Source organism: Kribbella rubisoli (genome assembly GCF_004217145.1).
GTDB classification, from domain to species: domain Bacteria; phylum Actinomycetota; class Actinomycetes; order Propionibacteriales; family Kribbellaceae; genus Kribbella; species Kribbella rubisoli.
The window spans coordinates 767,438-783,921 of sequence record NZ_SHKR01000014.1; the positions used below are offsets into that span (position 1 = coordinate 767,438).

General features: G+C 68.4%; 14 protein-coding genes. 4 read left to right on the plus strand and 10 right to left on the minus strand.

The features are described from left to right. Positions 1-123 precede the first annotated feature (123 nt). Both EV645_RS29180 and rpsT read left to right on the plus strand, forming a co-directional pair. Positions 124-570 (plus strand): SRPBCC family protein, encoded by a 447-nt coding sequence (locus EV645_RS29180; protein ID WP_157997174.1) that lies wholly within the window; start codon positions 124-126, stop codon positions 568-570. A 121-nt stretch (positions 571-691) separates the two neighbouring features. Next, positions 692-952 (plus strand): 30S ribosomal protein S20, encoded by a 261-nt coding sequence (rpsT, locus tag EV645_RS29185; RefSeq protein WP_130447203.1) that lies wholly within the window; start codon positions 692-694, stop codon positions 950-952. A gap of 150 nt (positions 953-1,102) precedes the next feature. Here rpsT and holA read toward each other — a convergent pair whose 3' ends face one another. After that, positions 1,103-2,086, minus strand: coding sequence for a DNA polymerase III subunit delta (gene holA / locus EV645_RS29190; RefSeq protein WP_130447204.1), 984 nt, complete (start codon positions 2,084-2,086; stop codon positions 1,103-1,105). A 69-nt stretch (positions 2,087-2,155) separates the two neighbouring features. Between holA and EV645_RS29195 the strand changes: the two genes are divergently transcribed. Then, the gene (locus EV645_RS29195) at positions 2,156-2,710 is read left to right on the plus strand and encodes an isochorismatase family protein (protein ID WP_130447205.1); all 555 of its coding nucleotides are present in this window, start codon (positions 2,156-2,158) and stop codon (positions 2,708-2,710) included. Positions 2,711-2,732: 22 nt separating this feature from the next. Here EV645_RS29195 and EV645_RS29200 read toward each other — a convergent pair whose 3' ends face one another. The 3 genes from EV645_RS29200 to EV645_RS29210 all read right to left on the minus strand — a co-directional run bounded on the left by EV645_RS29200 (position 2,733) and on the right by EV645_RS29210 (position 7,404). Then, complete coding sequence (locus tag EV645_RS29200; RefSeq protein WP_130447206.1) at positions 2,733-5,282, minus strand: ComEC/Rec2 family competence protein; 2,550 nt, start codon at positions 5,280-5,282, stop codon at positions 2,733-2,735. Beyond that, a complete protein-coding gene (locus tag EV645_RS29205) occupies positions 5,269-6,294 on the minus strand; it encodes a ComEA family DNA-binding protein (protein WP_242000730.1) in 1,026 nt (341 codons plus the stop codon). Before EV645_RS29205 ends, EV645_RS29200 begins: the two co-directional genes overlap by 14 nt. Before the next feature lie 267 nt (positions 6,295-6,561). After that, a complete protein-coding gene (locus tag EV645_RS29210; RefSeq protein ID WP_130447207.1) occupies positions 6,562-7,404 on the minus strand; it encodes a DegV family protein in 843 nt (280 codons plus the stop codon). A 53-nt stretch (positions 7,405-7,457) separates the two neighbouring features. On the opposite strand from EV645_RS29210, the gene EV645_RS29215 reads away from it, so the two are divergent. Next, the gene (locus EV645_RS29215) at positions 7,458-7,970 is read left to right on the plus strand and encodes a pyridoxamine 5'-phosphate oxidase family protein (RefSeq protein WP_130447208.1); all 513 of its coding nucleotides are present in this window, start codon (positions 7,458-7,460) and stop codon (positions 7,968-7,970) included. Positions 7,971-8,636: 666 nt separating this feature from the next. Here the strand turns inward: EV645_RS29215 and EV645_RS29220 are convergent. The 6 genes from EV645_RS29220 to EV645_RS29245 all read right to left on the minus strand — a co-directional run bounded on the left by EV645_RS29220 (position 8,637) and on the right by EV645_RS29245 (position 16,452). Continuing rightward, a complete protein-coding gene (locus EV645_RS29220) occupies positions 8,637-11,207 on the minus strand; it encodes an ATP-binding protein (RefSeq protein ID WP_130447209.1) in 2,571 nt (856 codons plus the stop codon). Between the two features lie 171 nt (positions 11,208-11,378). Then, on the minus strand, positions 11,379-11,573 hold the full coding sequence (locus EV645_RS29225; RefSeq protein ID WP_130447210.1) for a hypothetical protein: 195 nt from the start codon (positions 11,571-11,573) through the stop codon (positions 11,379-11,381). Positions 11,574-11,673: 100 nt separating this feature from the next. Continuing rightward, positions 11,674-12,078 carry a YjbQ family protein gene (locus tag EV645_RS29230; protein WP_130447211.1) on the minus strand — a complete coding sequence of 135 codons (405 nt, stop codon included), beginning with the start codon at positions 12,076-12,078 and terminating at the stop codon, positions 11,674-11,676. After that, positions 12,078-14,558 carry a leucine--tRNA ligase gene (gene leuS / locus EV645_RS29235; RefSeq protein WP_277877111.1) on the minus strand — a complete coding sequence of 827 codons (2,481 nt, stop codon included), beginning with the start codon at positions 14,556-14,558 and terminating at the stop codon, positions 12,078-12,080. Before leuS ends, EV645_RS29230 begins: the two co-directional genes overlap by 1 nt. 176 nt (positions 14,559-14,734) lie before the next feature. Next, on the minus strand, positions 14,735-15,688 hold the full coding sequence (locus EV645_RS29240) for an AraC family transcriptional regulator (protein ID WP_130447213.1): 954 nt from the start codon (positions 15,686-15,688) through the stop codon (positions 14,735-14,737). After that, the gene (locus tag EV645_RS29245; RefSeq protein WP_130447214.1) at positions 15,685-16,452 is read right to left on the minus strand and encodes a phytanoyl-CoA dioxygenase family protein; all 768 of its coding nucleotides are present in this window, start codon (positions 16,450-16,452) and stop codon (positions 15,685-15,687) included. The genes EV645_RS29240 and EV645_RS29245 overlap by 4 nt, the downstream gene beginning before the upstream one ends. Positions 16,453-16,484: the final 32 nt, after the last annotated feature.

Consider the following 16,484-nt stretch of genomic DNA (forward strand, 5'->3'; position numbering starts at 1 on the left):
ATCCTCCAGGGCTGGACGGCGCGATGGTGGAGCGTTGGCTCGCGAGGCCCTGAGTATGCCGTCAGCCGCCGACAGTGTCACCCTCACTCCAGCAGGCCGATGCCAACAGCAAGGGAAAACCCGATGCCCGATCTGACCGAGTCGATCTCGGTGGCCGCGACGCCCGCATCCCTTTATTCATTGGTCTCCGATCTACCCCGGATGGGCGAGTGGAGCCCGGAGTGCACCCGCGTCACCTGGACGGTCGCCGGGGAGCGTTTCATCGGTCACAACCGGGTGGGCGTTGTGCGCTGGTTCACCTTCGGGCGGGTGGTGGCCGCCGAGCCGGGCCGGCGGTTCGCCTTCTCCATCCACTTCGGGCCGATCCCGATCTCTGTCTGGGACTACTCGTTCACCCCGACCGCGGGCGGCTGCGAGGTCACCGAATCCTGGACCGACCACCGCCCCCGGGTCCTTCGAGCGGTCTTCCGTCCGGTCTTCGGAAACCGCACTCCGCGCAACGCGGACGGGATCGACACCACTCTCGTGCGGCTGAAATCGACCGCCGAGTCGGTGCTCCGGGCGGAGTGAGTTTGGAACTGGGGTCGGCTTGTTGGTAATCTGGCTCTTCGCGCGCCCACGGGGCGGTGTATAGCCGTGCGCCGCGACACCTTCCGTATTGACCGCACACACCTGATCGAGGCTCTTCTTCGTGGCGAACATCAAGTCCCAGATCAAGCGCAACCGCCAGAACGAGGCTGCGCGACTTCGCAACAAGTCGGTGAAGTCGACCCTCAAGACGGCTGTGCGCCGCTTCCACGAGGCCGTCGACGCCGGTGAGGCCGACAAGGCTCAGGAGACCGCCCGCAAGGCCGGCCGCCTGCTCGACAAGGCCGTCAGCAAGGGCGTCATCCACGCCAACCAGGCTGCCAACCGCAAGTCGGCCCTCTTCAAGAAGGCCGCCTCCCTCTGAGGCCCCGGCCGCGCCCCTGACGCGCGGCCCCGAAACGATCGGCCCGTCCCCAACGACCGGCCGATCGTTTTTGCGTCCCCAAACCCAGGTCAACGCCGGTCTCGCGGGCAGCAGTCGCCGGGCGGCGGTCTCTCGGCGGCGAGGACACGGTCAGCGGCGGCCGTGGGCTCGGGTGATGGTTAGGACCATGCGCTCCAGGGCGTAGCCGGCGTCGCCGGAGGCGCCCTTGACGTCGGCGTCGGCCTGAGCGACAGCCTTGATGGCGGTCGCGAGTCCGCCGGGAGTCCAGCCGCGGGACTGCTGCTTGAGCTGCTTGAGCTTCCACGGCGGTACGCCGATCTCGCGCGCCAGATCCGCCTCGCGCATCCCACTCGGCGCACTCGAGTACTTCGCCAGCCCGCGCAACCCGCCCGCCATCGCGCTCGTGACAAGCACCGGCGCGACCCCGCAGTCCAGCGCCCAGCGCAGCTGCTCCAGCGCCGGCTCGATCCGCCCCGCGATCGCCGCATCCGCGACCGCGAAGCTCGTGACCTCCGCACGCCCACCGAAGTACTGACCGATCAGCTCGGCCGTCACCGCTTGACCGCCGGAGTCCGACACCAGCTGCGAACACGCCCCGGCCAACGCCCGCAGGTCATGCCCGACCGCGTCCACCAGCGCCGACGCCGCGCCCTCGTCGACAGTCCCGCCGTGCAGCCGGATCTCCCCCGCCACGAACTGCGGCAGTTCCCAAGCCTTCGGCGCCGTCGCGACGACCTCGTTGACAGATGCCTTCCGCAACTTGTCGAGAACGCCCTTGCCCTTCTGACCGCCCGAGTGCACCAGCACGGCGAGTACGTCGTCCGACGGCGACCCGGCGTACTCGAGCAGGTGCGGCACCATCTCGCTCGGCAGGTTCTCCAGCGATCGCATCACCAGCACCCGCTCGCTCGCGAACAGCGACGGCCCGGTCAGCTCGGCGAACACCCCGATATCCAAGGTGGCCGCGTCGACGTCGGTCGCCTCGACCCCGGGAGCGTCCTTCGACACCGCCGCGATCGCCGACCGCACCGCACGATCCGCAAGGAACGACTCGGCCCCGGTCACCAGCAACACATCGCCAAGCTTCGGCGCAGAACCCCTACGAGCAGCCACCGAGTCAGCATCCCACGCCGCCCCGACAATCCGAATGCGCACCCTCGTCGAATCAACCAGGATGACCCCATGACCCAGCCTGCCGACGCTTTGATCGTCGTGGACCTGCAGACCGCGTTCGTCTCGGGCCCGGATGCCGTACCTCGAGCGGAGCAACTGCTGGCGCGGGTGGGTGAGTTGTTGGAGCGGGCGCGTGAGGCGGGCGCGGTCGTCGTACATCTGCAGAACGACGGGCCGCCTGGTGCCGATGACGAGCCGGAGACGCCGGGGTGGGAGCTGTACCTACCGGTGAAGCCCGGGCCGCGCGAGCACGTGGTCCGGAAGCCGCGGGATGACGGCTTCGACGGGACGGCACTCGGAGAGATCCTGGTGTCGGCAGGCGTACGGTCGCTAGCCATCTGCGGCGTCATGTCCGAGATGTGCGTAGCCGCAACCTCGAAGACGGCTTTGGCGCGTGGCTATCGCGTAGTCCTCCCACACGACGCCCACGGCACCTACAACATCCCTGCGGTCCCAGGAGTCTCAGAGCAAATCCCAGCCGACGTAGTGTCCCGCGTCGCCGCCTGGTCCCTCGGGGACCAACCCGAAAACACGCTCCCGACCTCCGCCGTCACTTTCTCCTAACCCAACCACCCGCCTGGTCTGGTTATGGGGCGGGGTGGGTTGTGGTGAGGGCTAGGTGGTTGTCGGTGTTGGTGACGGTGAGGGGACCGCTGATGTTGGTGGTGGCGGTGCGGATGGCGTCGTGGGACAGGAGTTCCAGGGTCCTGGGAGCCGGGTGGCCGTAGTCGTTGTCACGCCCCGCGGAGATGAGGGCGAGACGGGCGTGAGTGGCCGCGATGAACTCGGGCTCCTGCTGGGCAGACCCGTGGTGTGGGACCTTCAGTACGTCCGCCCGCAGATCGACGCCTGAAGCGAGGACTGCTCGCTGGGACTCGGGTTCGAGGTCTCCGGTGAGCAGGATGCGGAGACCGGCGACCTCGACCATCATCGCGATGCTGGCGTTGTTCTCCGGCGAACCTTCATCCGACGAGGTCGCCGACGACGTACCCGGCGGAGGTAGCGCCGGCACCCGAGCCGGCCAGAGCGTCGTCCAACTCAGCTGACCGACCACCCGCTTCTCGTGGAACGTCACCGTACGCAAGCCAATCCCATGATGCGCCGCGAACTCGACCACCCGGTTGTACTCCGCCCGTGGCGAGAAGTACGGCGTCACCTCGATCTCGTCGACCTTCCGCCCGTTCAGAACGCCCGCCAGCCCGCCGACGTGATCAGCATGGAAGTGGCTGAGCACGAGCACCGGGATGTGCTTGATCCCCAGATCGCGCAGGCATCGATCCATCGCGGCCGGATCCGGCCCGGTGTCGACGACAACCGCCGTACCTTCATCGGCTCGGAGCACAAGGCCGTCTCCCTGCCCAACATCACAAACGACGAAGAGCCAGTCGTCGGGCGGCCAACCGAGCGAGCCGACGGGACGCAGTACGACGACGGCCAGTACGACGACCGCCAGGATCATCGCGATCGGGCGGGCCAGGATGCGGTGCAAGCCGAGCACTAGTGCCAGGCAGAGCAGGGTGAGGACGACGATCCCGACGACGGTCGCCGGCCAGGCGTTGGCTGCACCTGGGAGGTCCGCTCCTTCGCGGGCGACCAGGATGATCCAACGGGCAGGCCAGCCCGCGGCCCAGCCGACGAGTTGGGCCAGTTCGGTGCTCAGCAAGGCGACTCCGGCCGCGATGAAGCCGAGGATGGTTGCCGGACCGACGGCTGGTCCCGCCAGCAGGTTGGCCGCGACCGCGACCAGCGACACCTGTCCCGAGAGCCACGCGACGACCGGCGTACAGGCGAGCTGAGCCGCGAGCGGGCACGAGATCGCGTCCGCCAACCAGCCCGGCAACCACCTCGCCAACGCGTCACGCCAGCCCGGTCCGAGCAGGACAATGCCCGCGGTCGCGAGAACCGACAACGCGAACCCGGCCGAACGCGCCAACGCCGTATCGAGCAGCAGCAACACGATCACCGCGACCGACAGACTGCGTACGGCACGACGCCCGGATCCCCCGCTGGTCATCGCGGCGAGCGCGATCAGTCCCATCGCGGCCGCTCGCAGAACGCTCGGCTGTGGTCTGGCGAGGATGACAAAGACCACGACCATCACCACGCCGACCACTGTCAGGCCGCGGGCACGCACCCCGGCCAGCCGCGCCAACGGGAGTACGAACGCGAGCAGCAACGTGAGGTTCGTTCCGGAGACGGCCGACAGGTGAGTTAGACCGGTGGTCTGGAAGTCAGCGTTAAGTTCGGCGGAGACCCCGGAGACGTCGCCCATCACGAGTGCTGGGACGAGACCGCGGACGTCGTCAGGCTCGTCGGCTACGGCTTTGCGGAGGCCGGCGCGGACCTGCTCGGCGGCGCGCAGCCACCAGGGTGGTTGGTCGACGATCCGCGGCGGTGAGCGGGTGGAGAGCATCGCGGCTACGTCCGAGCCGTCTTCGACGCCTTCCAACCTCCCGGTGGCCTCGACGTGCTGGCCGTATCTGACGGTCTGCCACTTGGTGGTGCCGATGACGAAGACCGGCGTACGGATGCGGGTTGTGGTTGTGCCGGATGAGCCCGAGTGGGTGCGTACCTCCTCGATGGTTGCCTTGACGACTACATACGGCGGGCGGCGGCTGGTGGTGCTTTGGCGAAGTGATGGGTCTCCTTCGATCTTGAGGCGGACGTTGACGGTCGCGGAAGTGGCGGCGAGGGCGCGGATCGGGCCGCTGCGGAGGGTCGCGGATTGGAGGGCGGCTGCGATGCCGAGTCCGGCGATGACGACGAGAGAGCCGGCTGCTGCCCAGCCGATCGTTCGTCGCGGGTGGGTGGGGTTGTTGCGCAGGACGAGGCCGAGGGTGACGGCAACGGCGAGCGCGACGGAGGATACGAGAGCGGCGGTGAGCGGACGCTGACCGACCAGCACGACCGCCGTCAGCCAGCCCGCTGCAGCCGGAACCAGCAGCCGCACATCGAGCGCTTCACCGGCAGGCGCGTCGTGCGGTTCGGCGATCGGCGGGCCGTGGGGTCCAGCGGTCGGCGGGGCGTGGGCCTCGACGGATGGCTCGTCGGAGGCAGATCGGTCGGACGCGGGTTGCTTCGCGGATGCGGGTTGGTTGGCGGATGCGGGTTGAGGGGCGGGGCTAGAGGTGGACATGGGGTTTTAGGGAGTCGAACTTTTTGGGGCCTACGCCGGGGACCTCTTGGAGTTGGTCGATGGTGGTGAAGGGGCCGTTCTGGGTGCGGTAGTCGAGGATGCGTTGGGCCAGGACGGGGCCGACGCCGGGGAGGGCGTCGAGTTGGGCGAGGGTGGCGGTGTTGAGGTTGATGGGGTCGGTGGATGTTGCGCCTGGGGTGGATGAGGTGGTGGTTGTGCCTGGTGGGTTGGTGGGTGGGGGCTGGGTTGGTAGGCCGACTGTGATTTGTTCGCCGTCGGTGATCTGGCGGGCGAGGTTGAGGGTGGTGAGGTCTACGCCGGGGAGTGGGCCGCCGGCTAGGGCTAGTACGTCGGCTACGCGTGAGCCGGTGGGCGCACGGACAAGGCCGGGGCGGCGGACTTTGCCGGCGACGTACACGACGAGAAGCGGTTGGCCGGGTGAGCTCGCGGCGCCGGGCGACTGGTTGGTGGCTGGCGGTTGGTTGGGGCCGGATGAGGGGTTGGCTCCTGGGGATTGATTGGTGGCGGGTTGGGGCCGGCCGGGGGTTGGTTGGGCGACGGGTGAGCCGGGGGTGGCGATGGTGGGTTGGGTGGTGGGGAGGGTTTCGGGGCGGGCTCGGAGGAAGGTCCAGGCGGCCCAGGACAGGCCGATGGCGAGTACGGCGAGTAGGACCAGGACGTGGCGTGGGGTGAGGGTCCAGCGGGCGTCTCGGAGTCGTTCGGGCCGGATCTGTTCGGGTATCCATCCACCGCGCACCTCATCATCACGCTCCTCCAGGTAGTCGTCGCGAGGGTGATCGCGGCGGGGGTCGGCCGGGTTGTGAAGGAGTTCGCCGGCACCAGGCACAACGACGTACGCGGGTTGGTCCGCGTCCCGGACGACGGCGGGTCGGGCAGGCGAGAGGTCCGTGTTTGCCGGCCGGGGGTGGGGCGGCGGGTGGGCGGTGAGGCGGGCCAGGGCTCGCTCTCGGGCGCCCGGTTCGGGCATCGGGGTACGGCGGAAGACCTTCACGCTCAGAGAAAGTACGAGTTCGCGACGCCCGCCAACCCACGACTTCAAACCTGTGGAGAACCGCCTCCGGGTGAGGACCCCGAGCCGCAGCCCCCTCGCCGCGCTTTCCGTCGCCTCAAATGGCCGAACTGCGCCATAATGTGGTGAGCTGAGACCAGATGTTGTGTCTTGAGCCCTGCAATATCAGGTCTCAAGACACCGGTTCAGGTCCCGGGGTGCTGACCCGCGGGCGGAGTCACCGGTGCTGCCGACCGGCCGCTCAGGGCACTAGCGCGGACTGACGACTACTGCTAGGAGGCCGGGGCCTACGTGCGCGCCTATGACGGCGCCTACCTCGCGGAGGACTACCTCTTCGGCCTTGGGGAGGCGGTTGGCCAGGTCGTCGGCGAGGGACTGGGCCTTTTCCAGGCTCGACAGGTGGTGGACGGCCAGTTGGACGGGGGCGTCGCCGGCGCGTTTGACGGCGATGTCGGCGAGGCGGGCGATGGCTCGGCTGGAGGTTCGGACCTTTTCCAGGGGGACGATGCGGCCGCCGCTGATCGTGAGGAGCGGTTTGACGGCGAGCGCCGTGCCGAAGAGGGCCTGGGCGGCGCCGATGCGGCCGCCGCGGCGGAGGTACTCGAGGGTGTCGACGTAGAAGTACGCCGAGGTGAACTTCATCGTGGCGCGTGCCGCTGCCTCCACAGCAGCGGCGTCCTCCCCGGCGGAGGCTGCGGCGGCTGCGGCGAGGACCGGGAAGCCGAGGCCCATGCCGAGCGAGCGGGAGTCGACCACGCGGACCGGGATCGGCGACTCCTTGGCGCCGATCATCGCGGCCTCGAACGTGCCGGACATGTCGCCGGACAGGTGGATCGACACCACGGCCTCGGCGCCGTCGGCAGCGCAGGCGGCGTACGTGTCGGCGAACGTCTGCGGCGCGGGCCGGCTGGTCGAGACGGGGGTGAAGGTCTTGAGCGCCTCCGCGACCGCGTCGGCCGACGTGGCGCCGTCGTCGTACGACGTGCCGCCGATCACGACCTGGAGCGGTACGACGGTCAGGGGGTGGCGGAGCACCTCGTGCGTGGACAGACCGGCCGTGGAGTCGGTGACGACCTGCACGCGGGCTGCCATGCAGCGAGGTTACCGGACAGTTAATGTCCGAGCGCAGTGCCAGACTCCACAACATGAAGGAGACAGAGGAGGAAGTCACCGAGTTGCAGGGGCTGCTGGACGCGGCGTACGCGCAGTCGACCAAGCACCTGCGGAACATCATCACGGATCCGCGCCGGCTGGATGCCAAGGACCTGGTGCGGGTTCTGACCGGGATGTGCACGCTCAACCTCGCCACGGTGACAGCGCGTGGTGAGCCGCGGATCAGCGCCGTGGACGGACACCTCCTGCACGGCCGGTGGGTGTTCACGACCTCGGGGTCGGCGGCCAAGGCCAGGCAGCTGAGGAAGCGGCCCGCAGCGAGCATCTCGTACGTCGACGGTGAGCGGATCGGGGTGTTCAGTCATGGGAACGTCGAGTTCCTGACTCCGGAGCACTCCGACTTCGCCGAGATCGAGGAGCACCTGACAGCCCACTACGGCAGTTCACCGTCGAGCTGGGGTGACGACATCGTCTACTGCCGCTTGCAGCCCCACTGGATGGTCGGCTACGCGTTCGACAAGGCGGCGGTTCTCAAAGACAACTGAAACCCCGGATACCGGAGCGACAGCGAGGTGAAGGCCACCCCTCCGAAGCCTTCACCTCGCTCGGGACTTACGCCGGGCTGATGGCGTCCCCACGTGCGTCATCAGCCCGGCTTGTCCTGCTGACTCCCCCTGGTTGTCAGCTGAAGTTGATGGAGCCTCGACGAGCTACTCCCCGTGTCCGGTACCGCGCAGGACCGGCTTGACCGCGAGCTCGTCGAGGTTCCGGGAGGCCCCAGCGGCCGGCCCGCCGACGGGTGACCAAACCCGTCGGTTACCCGTGCCGGCCGGGTCATGACACTCGTCCCCTGTGTCGTGTGCCTGACCCGCTGCTGGGACCCCGCCCCGGAAGCGGTGCCCTGACGGTGCACAGCGTCCGGTACAGGCAGGACAGATCCACACTCCACAGCACCCCGGAGCTCTCGGCAGCCGTTCGGCGCCCCCACCAAACAGCCGCCGGATGCCCTCCGCGTCGCCTTCGCCGCGCTCCTCGGCAGTCCGGCGGTGCCCCATGGCCTCTTCATGGTTCACCACCCCTTTCGCTGCCGCCGCCCGGTGTCGGACTCTGCTTCGTGGAACCTGCCCTACGGCTGTAATTCTTGGTCCGGCAGCCATGTCAGGACGAGGCAGATCAACCGGCAGTTACCCGGCAGCTTCCGCGGATCCGCGTCAGGAAAGCGCAGCGAGTACGTCGTTGGCCAGCCGCTGCACCGCGGCCGCCGGATCCGGCTCGGGCCATCCGTCGGCGACCGAAGCGCTCTCGCAGGACTCCTGCAAGATCGCCCACGCGGTCGGCAGCATCGGCGGGTCCATCGACCGCTGCCACGCCAGCAACTGCCCGCACAGCGCGTCTCCCGCGTCCGAGCGACCCAGCGCGTGCAGCACAGCCACAGCCTCCGGCAGTACTTCGAGCAGGTACACGACCCGCCCTTCGAGCAGCAGCCGGTTCACGGCGTCCCGGATCGACACCCGCGCTTGCTCGACCTCACCGGCGGCACGCGCCAGCCGGGACCGGTACAGCATCACCAGGTAGTCGAAGTACCCGCGGTGTCCACGGATGTCGGCGTCCGCCTGGTCGAGCAGCGCCCGCGCTTCGTCGTACCGGCCGTCGTGGAACTCGACCATCGCCAGACAGCCGGCGACCTTGGTCCGCTCCGGATCGTCCGACGCCTGGCTGTCGCGGGCCAGCACGGCCCAGTGGCGGGCCTCGGACAGGTTCCCCAGCTCGAGGTCGACCCGGCTGAGCGCCATGTACGCGATCTCGTCCGGGTAGACGCCCGGATTGACCAGTGCGGCCTCCCACGCGAGCAGGAGCTCCTTGGCCTCGACCAAACGACCCCACCGCAACAACGCCAGCCCGCAGGTCGCCTGCACGGTCGCAGACCGCTGTACGTCGCCATGCTTGCGGGCGTCATCCACCAGCGCCGGGATCTCGGCCAGGCTCTGTGTATCGAGCAGGTGCGAGCCGGACGACACCCAGCCGCCACGAGCGACCAGACCCATCTCGGTCTCGCCCGGGATCAGCGTGCGTGCCTCCTCGTAGTGCCGGCGCGCTCCACGGATGTCACCGGTCAGGCTGGACAGCCGTCCCGCGATAGCAAGCAGCCGACCGCTGACCTCTTTGTCGGACACCTGAGAAGCGCACAGCGTCGCCCAGCGGATCCCGCTCTCGGCCACACTCGCCTGGTACTGCCAGGCGATCCGGAACCCGAGCACAATCCGCGCAGCCGCATCCCACTCCCCCAGCTCGGCCGCACGCTCCAACGCCACCTCGAACAGCGCAGAGTTCGCATGCGCCGCCCGGTACTGCCGGTCGCGGTCCGGCGAAGACCACGCGCCCTCGAGCCCAGCGACGTACGTCGAACACCATGCGACCGCCCGGTCCCGGAACTCGACCAGATCGCCGCCCTGCGACGACAGACCGGCGTACGCGTGCTCCCGGATCGTCTCCAGCAGCTTGTACCGCGCGCCGTACAGCTGCTCGAACTCGAGCACCGGCTGCAGCAGCGACTTGTCCACCAGCTCGGCGAGCAGCATCGCCACGTCGAGACCGTCGATCGGATCGCCCGTACACACCCCGGCCACTGCCTCGAGCGTGAACGGCGAGCCGAGGACCGAGCACCGGTACAGCAACTGCCGCGCCGCATCGGACAGCGCGTCGACGCTCCACGCGATGGTGTCCGCCAGCGTCCGCTGATGAGGTGCACCGAACCGCCGCGGCCCCGACAGCAACCGGAACCGGTCGTCCAGCGCCGCCAGGATCGTCTCCACCGACAACGACCCAGCCCGCGCGGCTGCCAGCTCCAGCGCCAACGGCAGACCATCCAACCGACGGCACAGCCGCGCCACCGTCGGAGCGTTCGCAGGCGTCAGAACGAAGTCCGGCCGTACCCGGGCCACCCGGCGGCAGAACATCTCGACGGCCGGCGACGCCGCGATCTCCTCGAAGTTCTCGTCGTTCGCCGGTACACCGAGGACCTGCACCCGGCGTACTACTTCATCCGGTAGGCCCAGCGGGATCCGCGACGTCACCAGCACCCCGACACCGGGGAAGCTGCGGACCATCCGGTTGGCGACCGTCGCGACGCCGTCGAGCACGTGCTCGGCGTTGTCCTCGACGATGACCAGGTCACCCGGCTGACGACCGGACAGTACGTCGTCCAGGTCCGACGTACCTGGGGCTGTGCCGAAGGCGTCGAGGATGGCCGACGGTACGGCGGCATCGCGCTGAACTGTGGTCAGATCAACGACCACCACAGTCGTGTCCGCACCGGAGAAGCGGTCAGCCGCTGCCAGTGCAAGCTCGGTCTTGCCGACCCCACCGGGGCCGACGAGCGTGACGAGCCGGTTCTGCCGCAGCAGCGTCTCCAGCTCGAACAGCTCCTGCTCGCGGCCGACAAGCCCGTCCGGGATCGGCCGCGTGCCACGCCAGCGCAGCCCGGTCGGGGCGGCATCAGCAACCGATACGACAGGCGGCTGGACGAGGCGACGCGCAGTACCGTGCCCGGCCGCAGCGAGGAACTGCGAAGGGTCCTGGAGACCGAGCGCAGATGCGAGCAGCCGGACCGAGTCCTTCCGCGGTCGCGCGACCCGGCCGGCCTCGATCTCGCGGATCGAGCGCACACTCAGCCCGGCGCGGTCGGCCAGCTCCTCCTGGGAGAGGCCGGCCTGGACCCTGAGGTCGAGCAACAGATCGGCGAACCCCCGCCGACCGTCAGCCCGGCCATCCGTGTCCGACACAGCACGTCACCCCTCTGGAGGCCCCACGTTCCTGTCACAACATAGCGTGAGCAGGGCCCGTGTGCGGGGGGCGACCGGCGTGCGGAATGCGGCCTGGGTCACACAACTTGTTGACTGAGGCAACAAATTTGAGGCTGGAAAGGAATGGCTGCGGGATCAGAAATGCGCGTTTCAAGCAGTTGCGCGAACCGAGTGGGATTCATTTTCGGCGGCGTACAGAGAAAGTACGCCGGACCAGTCGTCGATGCGCGCACTGGTGTCGGCGCGACCCGCGTCGGCATTCAGCAAGCTGCCGTCACAAACCCCTCGGGTGGCGCGGGCCAGGAGCTCAACCGTCACGTCGCGCAGGGTGTCCAGGGCTGCCATGCGGCAATTCAAGCGGAGTCGTGTTTCGCAAACGTAACGCGATCAGCAACATCACGATAAGTCACCAAAATACGTCCGCCGGGAGTTACCGGGTAGTCCACTAACCGGCCAGGAACGACAACCGGACATGCCGGTCGGGATTATCGCGATTGGTGTCGACGAGGCAGATCGATTGCCACGTTCCGAGCGTCAACCGGCCGGCGAGAACCGGAACGGTCGCGTACGGCGGAATCAGCGCGGGCAACACGTGATCGCGGCCGTGTCCGGGTGAGCCGTGCCGGTGCCGCCAGTCGAAGTCGCGCGGCAGCAGGTCCTCGAGCACGGCCAGCAGATCGCTGTCGCTGCCTGCGCCGGTCTCGAGGACCGCGACGCCGGCGGTCGCGTGCGGGACGAAGACGTGCAGCAGTCCGTCGCCGCGCCCCGACACGAACTGCTCACACCTGCTCGTGAGGTCCATGACGACCTCACGAGCACCGGTGTGAACATCCAGTACGACGGAATCCATCAGGCCGGCACGATGTTGACCAGCTTCGGCGCCCGCACGATCACCTTGCGGGTACCGCGACCGTCCAGCGCCTTCTGCACCGCCTCGGAATCCAGCGCCAGCTTCTCCAGGTCGGCGTCGGAGATGTCCGGCGCGACCTCCAGCCGGTCCTTCACCTTGCCGGCCACCTGGACCACACAGGTCACCGTGTCCTGGACCAGCAGCGCCGGATCGACCTTCGGCCAGCCGGCCTTGGCGACCGTCGGCTCGTGGCCCAGCTCGGCCCACATGTCCTCGGCCGTGTACGGCGCGACCAGGCTCAGCAGGATCGACACCGTCTCGGCCGCCTCGCGGACCGCCGGGTCGGCCGCGCCCGGACCGGAGTCGATCGCCTTCCGGGTGGCGTTCACCAGCTCCATGATCCGGGCCACCATCACGTTGAACCGGTGCGAGTCGATCAGCTCGGTCGCGTCGGCCACCGTCCGGTGGGTCAGCTTGCGCAGCTCGACGTCGCCGGTCGAGGGATCCGAGCCCAGCGGCGCCTCGACCGCAGCAGCCAGCCGCCAGGCCCGCTGCAGGAACTTCAGCGAGCCCCCCGGCGACATGTCGGCCCAGTCGATGTCGTCCGCGGGCGGACCGGCGAACACCATGGTCAGCCGGACCGCGTCCACGCCGTACTCGTCGATCATGTCGCCCAGGTTCACGCCGTTGCCCAGCGACTTGCTCATCGCCTTGCCCTTGTTGATCACCTGGCCCTGGTTCAGCAGCCGGGTGAAGGGCTCGACGGCGTTCAGCAGGCCCATGTCGTGCAGCGCCTTGACGAAGAAGCGCGCGTACAGGAGATGCAGTACGGCGTGTTCCTTGCCGCCGACGTACTGGTAGACCGACATCCAGCGGTCCGCTGCATCCTGGTCGAAGGCACCGTCGGTGTACTGCGGGGACAGGTAGCGCAGGAAATACCAGGACGAGTCGACGAACGTGTCCATCGTGTCCGTGTCCCGCTCGGCCTTGCCGCCGCACTTCGGGCAGTCGACCTCGACCCACTCGCGGTCCGCGGCCAGCGGCGAGACACCCTTCGGCTGCAGGTCCGCACCGCGCAGGTCGGGCAGCTCCATCGGCAGCTGGTCGTCCGGAACCGGCACCTCACCACAGGACGGGCAGTGGATGATCGGGATCGGGCAGCCCCAGTACCGCTGGCGGCTCAGCAGCCAGTCGCGCAGACGGTAGTTGATCGTCCGCTCGCCCAGGCCCTTGCTGTCCAGCCAGTCGATGATCCGGGACTTCGCGTCGGCGATGTCCAGTCCGTCCAGGCTGATCTCGTCGTTGGCGCTGTTGATCGCCGCGCCCTCACCCGTGTACGCCTTGCCATCGAAATCGGCGGGCGGTTCGACGGTGCGGACGATCGGCAGGCCGAACTTCTCGGCGAACTCCCAGTCGCGGGTGTCCTGGCCGGGCACGGCCATGATCGCGCCGGTGCCGTAGTCGGCCAGCACGTAGTCGGCGGCCCAGATCGGGATCCGCTGCCCGGTGACCGGGTTGATCGCGTACGAGCCCAGGAAGACGCCGGTCTTCTCGCGCTCGGTGCTCAGCCGCTCGATCTCGGTGGACGCCTTGACGGCGGTCAGGTACTCGTCGAACGCGGCCTGCTGGTCCTCAGTGACCAGCTCGGCAGCCAGCTTCGCGTCGGGCGCGACCACCATGAAGGTGGCGCCGAACAGCGTGTCCGGACGAGTGGTGAAGACCTTGATCGGCTCGTCACGACCCTCGACCTCGAAGCTCGCGAACGCGCCCTCTGACCGGCCGATCCAGTTGCGCTGCATCAGCAGGATCTCTTCCGGCCACTGCAGCAGCTCCATGTCGTCCAGCAGCCGCTGGGCGTACTCAGTGGTCTTGAAGTACCACTGCGTCAGCTCGCGCTTGGTGACTTCGTGTCCACAGCGCTCACAGCGTCCCTGGATGACCTGCTCGTTCGCCAGCACGGTCTGGTCGTGCGGGCACCAGTTGACGTACGACGCCTTGCGGTACGCCAGGCCGCGCTCGTACAGCCGCAGGAACAGCCACTGCGTCCAGCGGTAGTACTCCGGGTCCGACGTGTGCAGCCGGCGGGACCAGTCGAAGCTGATCGCGTACCGGCGGATCGACTCGGCCTGCGTCTCGATGTTGGCATAGGTGAACGTCGCCGGGTGCTCGTTGCGCTTGATCGCGGCGTTCTCGGCGGGCAGGCCGAAGGAGTCCCAGCCGATCGGGTTCAGCACGTCGTAGCCCTGCTGGAACCAGTAGCGCGCCAGCACGTCGTGCAGCGCGAACACCTCGGCGTGACCCATGTGCAGGTCGCCGGACGGGTAGGAGAACATCGTGAGCGCGTAGCGCCGCTCGGCCGAGCCGTCGTCCTTCGCCTTGAACGGGTCCAGCTTCTCCCACACCGGACGCCACTTGGCCTGCATGGCGTTGAAGTCGTAGCCGCCCCGGTCGATAGGGGCGTCCTCCACCTGCTCGCTCACGGTCCTACTCCATACTTCGTGTGTTTTGTTGAGCCTTAATGTGCCAGACGGCACCCGAGACATAAAAAAGCCCCTCACGCAGGAGGGGATGCCGTACTGACTGCGCCAGTACGGCTAACTAAGGAGCAGGCTCACTCGCATACCACCAGAATACCACTGCCCGTCGTGCCGCAGTTCTAGATGAACTCGGTGCCACCGGCGCGGCGGTGGTCGCCGGGCGTGCGGCCGTACTTGCGGCGGAAGGCTGTGGAGAACGGACGTACGTCGGAGTACCCGCAGGCTCTCGCGACCTCGGTGATGGTGAGGCTGGGGTCCAGGAGGAGCTGGGCGGCCAACTCGAGGCGTAGGCGGCGCAGGGTCGACATGATCGAGGCACCGGTCTGCTGGGTGAAGAGGCGCTCGGCGTGACGCTCGGACAGGTGAGCGGCCGCTGCTACGTCCCTCACAGTGATTTGCCGGGACAGGTTGTCGCGGAGGTGACGCTGCATGGCTTCGACGACCAGTGGGCCGCGGTCGCGCCGGACGGGCTCCACCGCGAGGTCCTCGTCCAGTGCGAACGCACGAGCAGTCTCCAGGACCAGCGTGGCGCCCAAGGCGTCCAGCGCGGTGCTGTAGCCGGCCACCGGCGCAGCCGCTTCAGCGGCGAGCGCAGTGATGAGCGATGGCAACGAGCCGGCCCGATCCGACATCACCGGCCCGTCGGGCCGGGTGAGCCCGGACCACCAACCGGAAAGGTCCCGGGCGGCCGGGTGACGGTCGGTGGGCGGAAAGGATGCGGGCTCCCCCGTTCGGACGCCGGAGGTGCCTGGGCGGAAGGTGAAGCCCCAGAAGGCGATCCCGAGCGGAGACGTGTGCGAGGACTCGATTTCGTGAACGTCGCCCGGGCGGGCCAAGAAGACGGAGCCCGGCTGGACGTCGTACCTGACGTCTCCCGAGTTGAAGCGCCCCTCGCCGGAGTACGCGAGGCAGACCTCGTGGAAGGAGTGGGTGTGCCAGTAGTTGCGCCAGTACTCCGGCCGGTAGTGACCCCAGCTGAGGAAGTCCGCGTGGAAGCCGTCGACCTCGCAGGACTCCAGCAGTCCCGCGAGGTCGACGAACCGGTCCGCGCCGGCAACATCAGCGAGGCTCAAACAGCACTCCTGCCAGTGGGGTCGACTCCTCGCAGCATCATGCCCTGGCCGAGCGACCAGTCGTGGGTCTTGACCATCGGCGGGTCCGCCGGGTCGCGGTACTGGACCAGCCACGTCGTCCGCGCCTGGTCGCTGACGTTCACCCCGGACCCGTGCACGGTCAGATAGGTGAAGAACAGTACGTCGCCCGCCTCGGCCGGCTGCGGCGTCGCCTCCTCGAAGGCCGGCTCGAGAAGGTGGTACGAGCCTTCTGCCTCATGCTCCCGCGGACCGGACGTGTGGCTGCCGGGAATGATCCGCACACAGCCCTTCTCGATCGGTGCGTCGTCGAAGTGGAAGATCGCCGCTCCGACCCGGTGGTAGGTGTGCGGGAAGAACGGGTGGTCCTGGTGCAGCGGGAACGGCGAACCGTTCTCCGGCGGCTTCACGAACAGCTTGGTGTGGTGCAGCTGCACGTTGTCCACACCCATCACCGCAGCGGCCACGTCGGTGAACCGCGGGTCCACCAGCAGCTTCGAGAACGCCGCGTCGTAGAACTGCGCGTCGTGCAGGTGCTGCAGCTTGGTCGGCGCCTCGGTCATTCCCCGGGCGGCTCCCCAGGTGGGGTCGTCGGACCGGTTCAGCTGCGCCAGCAGGTCGTGGCTGCGCTGCCGGTAGTACGCCGCTTCGTCCTTGCTGAGCAGGCCTTTCACCAGGACGAAGCCTTGCTCGGCGTACTGCTGTGCCGCGGTCGACAGGTCAGGCCTGTCAGAAGTGATCGTCATCTCGAAGTTCCTCCTGATCGGGTACTTCGAGC

Excerpts from the sequence above, each read along its gene's own strand:
- EV645_RS29195 (WP_130447205.1), top strand. The coding sequence starts at position 2,156 with ATGACCCAGCCTGCCGACGCTTTGATCGTCGTGGACCTGCAGACCGCG.
- EV645_RS29225 (WP_130447210.1), bottom strand. The coding sequence starts at position 11,573 with ATGGCAGCCCTGGACACCCTGCGCGACGTGACGGTTGAGCTCCTGGCC.
- EV645_RS29230 (WP_130447211.1), bottom strand. The coding sequence starts at position 12,078 with ATGGATTCCGTCGTACTGGATGTTCACACCGGTGCTCGTGAGGTCGTC.
- EV645_RS29180 (WP_157997174.1), top strand. The coding sequence starts at position 124 with ATGCCCGATCTGACCGAGTCGATCTCGGTGGCCGCGACGCCCGCATCC.
- EV645_RS29210 (WP_130447207.1), bottom strand. The coding sequence starts at position 7,404 with ATGGCAGCCCGCGTGCAGGTCGTCACCGACTCCACGGCCGGTCTGTCC.
- EV645_RS29200 (WP_130447206.1), bottom strand. The coding sequence starts at position 5,282 with ATGTCCACCTCTAGCCCCGCCCCTCAACCCGCATCCGCCAACCAACCC.
- EV645_RS29245 (WP_130447214.1), bottom strand. The coding sequence starts at position 16,452 with ATGACGATCACTTCTGACAGGCCTGACCTGTCGACCGCGGCACAGCAG.
- EV645_RS29215 (WP_130447208.1), top strand. The coding sequence starts at position 7,458 with ATGAAGGAGACAGAGGAGGAAGTCACCGAGTTGCAGGGGCTGCTGGAC.